Raw genomic sequence first — 3759 nt, forward strand, 5'->3', positions numbered from 1 at the left:
GATTTGTCGGCATCGCCTTGCGACTGATCGGCGTCGCCGTCGGTATGCACAAAGCCGCTGCATTCGATCACGGCACTACCCTGCTGCTCGCGTGCGTGGACCGTCGCCGTCACCACAAGCGACGACGCGATCAGCACGAAAAGGAGGCGCAGCAGCCGGGTCACGATCCTGTCTTACACTCTTCCGCGATCACAGGAATCGAGATGGATCGAAACCCATAACCTGATTCGTGGTGGTCTTCGCGGTGGGGCTTAACGGCTTTCCCGCCTTGACGCAAGTCGTATGAACACATATTCATACGTTATTGATAAACGGTCGCCGTCGCCTGCGATGAGTCGACGCCCCCCAACGGAGCCATACTCTCATGTCGGATGATTATTATGACCTCGGTGATTTCCGCCGGGATGTGACCACCTCGTCGCCAGAGGCGCAGCTTTGGTTCGATCGGGGCCTCGCCTGGGCCTATTGCTTCAACCCGGAAGAGGCGGTGCGCTGCTTCCGCAAGGCCGCCACCTATGACCCCGACTGCGCGATGGCGCATTGGGGCATCGCCTTCGGTTCGGGGCCGAACTACAACAAGGCGTGGCGGCTGTTCGATCGCGCCGACATGGCGAAGAGCATCGAGGTGGCGCAGGCCGCGCTGGAGCGCGCCCGCAAGGCCGCGGCGAAGAATGCCACGCCGTTTGAGCGCGCTTTGATCGATGCGCTCGGTCCGCGCTTCCCCGACGCGCCGACCCAGGATGAAGCCGAGTTCGACCGGCTCAATCACGCCTATGCCGATGCGATGCGCACTTTCTACAAGCAGTTCTCCGACGACATCGATGCCGCCGCCTTGTTCGGCGACGCGCTGATCTGTCTCAGCCCGCGCGCGCTGTGGGATCTGGACACCGGCGAGCCGATCGGCCCCGGCACGCTGGAGGCGCGTGAGGTGATCGAGGATGCCCTGCCGCGCCCCGGCGGCGACCGGCATCCCGTGCTGAACCACCTCTACATTCACCTCATGGAGATGTCGCCAATCCCGGAGATCGCGCTGCCCGCCGCCGATCGCCTGCGTCGCCTGTCGAAGGACGGCTCTCACCTGGCACACATGTCGACCCATATCGACAATGCGTGCGGTGACTGGCGCCGCGTGGTCGATTCGAACCTCGACGCGATCGCGGCCGACGACCGCTATTTCGGCCACGAGACCGATATCGGCGTCTGGTACAACGTCTATCGCGTCCACAACATGATGGTCGGTTCCTATGGCGCGATGATGGCGGGCCGCTCGCGTGAAGCGCTCTACATGGCGGGCCGACTCAAGGAGGTGCTGACGCCGCAGTTGCTCAGCATTTCCAGCCCGCCGATGGCCGACCTGCTCGAAGCGCACGGCACCACCCTGCCCCATGTCCTGATCCGGTTCGGCCGTTGGGAAGAGATACTGGAACTGGAGCTGCCGGAGGACCAGGACCTCTATTGCTCGACCGTGGCGATGATCCACTATGCCCGCGGCATCGCCTATGCGGCGCTGCGCCGCGTGCCCGAGGCGGAAGCGGCGCGTGAGGACTTCATCGCCGCTGTGAAGAAGGTGCCCGAATCGCGCCTCAACTCGATCCCGATCAAGGAGATCGAGGCGTTGAAGATCGCGGCCAAGATGCTCGACGGCGAACTGGAATACCGCAAGGGCAATATCGAGGAGGCGTTCGCGCTGCTGCGCGAGGCGATCGCGCTGGAAGATGCGCTGCCCTACAGCGATCCGCCGGCCTGGCTCCAGCCCGTCCGTCACGCCTACTGCGCGCTGCTGGTCGAGCAGGGCCGGCACGAGGAAGCGGCGGCCGAGCATCGCATCGATCTCGGCCTGACCCGCAAGCTCGGCCGTCGCCGCATCCGCCCCAACAATGTCTGGAGCCTGCACGGCCTACATGAATGCCTGACGAAGCTGGGCCGCCACGACGAGGCGAAGGAAATCGTCCTTCAGCGCGACATCGCCGTGGCCTCCGCCGACATCAAGATCGCCGCCGCCTGCTTCTGCCGCCTGAGCGCGTTCGAGGCCGCCGCCTGATCGGCAAACCGTAGCTACCGGCAAGCCTGCCATCCTCCGCGAAAGGCAGGCTTGCCGGCTGTCCTGCGCGCTCCCCCGTGCGCAGGTCGATCAGGATTTCTTCAGTGAAGGACACTCCCCCACCTCCGCGCGGGAAAGGCGTGCTGGTCATTCCCGCGCTTTCGATCGCTCTCATCCTGTTGCTCGCCGCGAGCTGGCTGATCGCGGGCGATCTCGTCGCGCGGATGCCGGCGCTGGTGGTGGCGGCAGGCCGAACCGGGACGGCCTTCGTCGCGCTGACCGCTATCGCCATGCTGAACCCGGCACGGCGTCCCGCTGTCCGGGTGGCCGCGTCGCGGCCTGGAGCCGTCGCGCTGCTCGGGCTCCTTGGGTTCTTCGGCTATTATGCCGGAACGATGATCGGCACCGGCATGATCGGGGCATCGCGGATCGGCCTCATCACATCGCTGCTGCCATGCATCACCTTCGCCATCGGCGCCGTTGCCTTTCAGGAGCCGGTCACACGGCTCCGCGTCGCCGGCACCATCCTCGCGATGATCGGGGCCTGCGGCTACGTCCTCGCCGATGGACGGCCGCACGGTCCGGGCTCGCAAGGTGGCCTCTCCATGATGCTGGGTGGCGCGCTGCTGGGGTTCGCGGGCACCGCTTCCTACGCCCTTTATGGCTATGTTTTTCGAGGTCGGATGGGCCATTTGCCCGCAATGTCCGCCCTCCCCGCCATTACCGGCGCGGGCACGATCATGCTGGGAGCGGCGGCGCTCCTGTTCGCGCCGCTCGGCGCGATCGCGTCGCGTGATTGGGCCGAGCTGGCTATTCTCGGCGCGCTTTTCACCGCGCCGGTATTCATCCTCCTCCACGAACTGATCCTGCGGAAAGGTCCGCTGTTCACCGCCGGGCTGTCTCTGACGGTGCCGTTCGTGCTGCGCATGGGAGGCTGGGCGGTCGGACAGCAAGGGGCGCCGGGATGGATCGTCCTGGCGCTGCTCGCTTCATGCGCCGCCGGTGTCTGGCTTGTGATCCGGCAGCCTCGCACGCCGGCAAAGATCGTTCGCCGCGAACGCTGAGCCGGGCATCAGTTGATCGACACCGGCGATCGTCGTTCCGTTCGCCCCGGACCAGTTCGGCGCGGGTCTGTAGGAGCCGCGCCTGTCAGTCGTCATGCGGCTCGTCGACATGGCTCGCCATGTCGACGAGCATCGTCCGGACATGATCGTCCGCCAGCTCGTAGAAGATCTGTTTTGCGTGCCGCTCGCCCCGGACCAGCCTCGCGCCGCGCAGCAGACGCAGATGATGGCTCACCAGCGTCTGCGACAGATCGAGGCTCTTGGCGATATCGCCGACCGACTTGGGGCCGCTCAGGCAGAACAGCGTGATCCGCAGCCGCGACGGATCGCCCAGCAATCGGAAGATTTCCGCCAGCATCGACACTTTCTGAAGCGCCGGTTGGGTATCAAAGTCGGCATCAATGGTCATCGTGGGTGCCCAACAAGAAAACAGGTCGTGATATGTTCATACATACCATCGGCCTGTCCGCGTAGCATTTCGGTCGCGTCAGCGCGATGCGGCTGACGCGACCGGGTTGCAGGGCGACTCTCCTCAATGAGCGTGCGCGTGCGCATGGGAGTTGCAGCCGGCTTCCGTTTTTCGGACCGGCTCGGCCTGGGGCGAGAGGCTGCACGCTTCCACGTCCTCGTTCCAGTCGATCGCGATCGTCGCGT

General features: G+C 65.3%; 3 protein-coding genes. 2 read left to right on the forward strand and 1 reads right to left on the reverse strand.

Features of this window, described 5'->3' with window-relative positions; all coding sequences use genetic code 11:
• The first annotated feature begins 364 nt into the window (after positions 1 to 364).
• Together ACGHU1_RS16745 and ACGHU1_RS16750 are read left to right on the forward strand one after the other, a co-directional pair.
• The gene (locus ACGHU1_RS16745) at positions 365 to 2041 is read left to right on the forward strand and encodes a tetratricopeptide repeat protein (protein ID WP_390479162.1); all 1677 of its coding nucleotides are present in this window, start codon (positions 365 to 367) and stop codon (positions 2039 to 2041) included.
• A 140-nt stretch (positions 2042 to 2181) separates the two neighbouring features.
• Complete coding sequence (locus ACGHU1_RS16750; protein ID WP_390588831.1) at positions 2182 to 3105, forward strand: DMT family transporter; 924 nt, start codon at positions 2182 to 2184, stop codon at positions 3103 to 3105.
• Positions 3106 to 3190: 85 nt separating this feature from the next.
• On the opposite strand, the gene ACGHU1_RS16755 is transcribed toward ACGHU1_RS16750, so the two are convergent.
• A complete protein-coding gene (locus ACGHU1_RS16755) occupies positions 3191 to 3514 on the reverse strand; it encodes an ArsR/SmtB family transcription factor (protein WP_390588834.1) in 324 nt (107 codons plus the stop codon).
• Positions 3515 to 3759: the final 245 nt, after the last annotated feature.

The sequence above is a fragment of the Erythrobacter sp. MTPC3 genome, assembly GCF_042854385.1.
In the GTDB taxonomy this organism is placed as follows: Bacteria; Pseudomonadota; Alphaproteobacteria; order Sphingomonadales; family Sphingomonadaceae; genus Erythrobacter.

Coding starts and splice junctions, on each gene's coding strand:
- ACGHU1_RS16755 (WP_390588834.1), bottom strand. CDS start 3,514: ATGACCATTGATGCCGACTTTGATACCCAACCGGCGCTTCAGAAAGTG.
- ACGHU1_RS16745 (WP_390479162.1), top strand. CDS start 365: ATGTCGGATGATTATTATGACCTCGGTGATTTCCGCCGGGATGTGACC.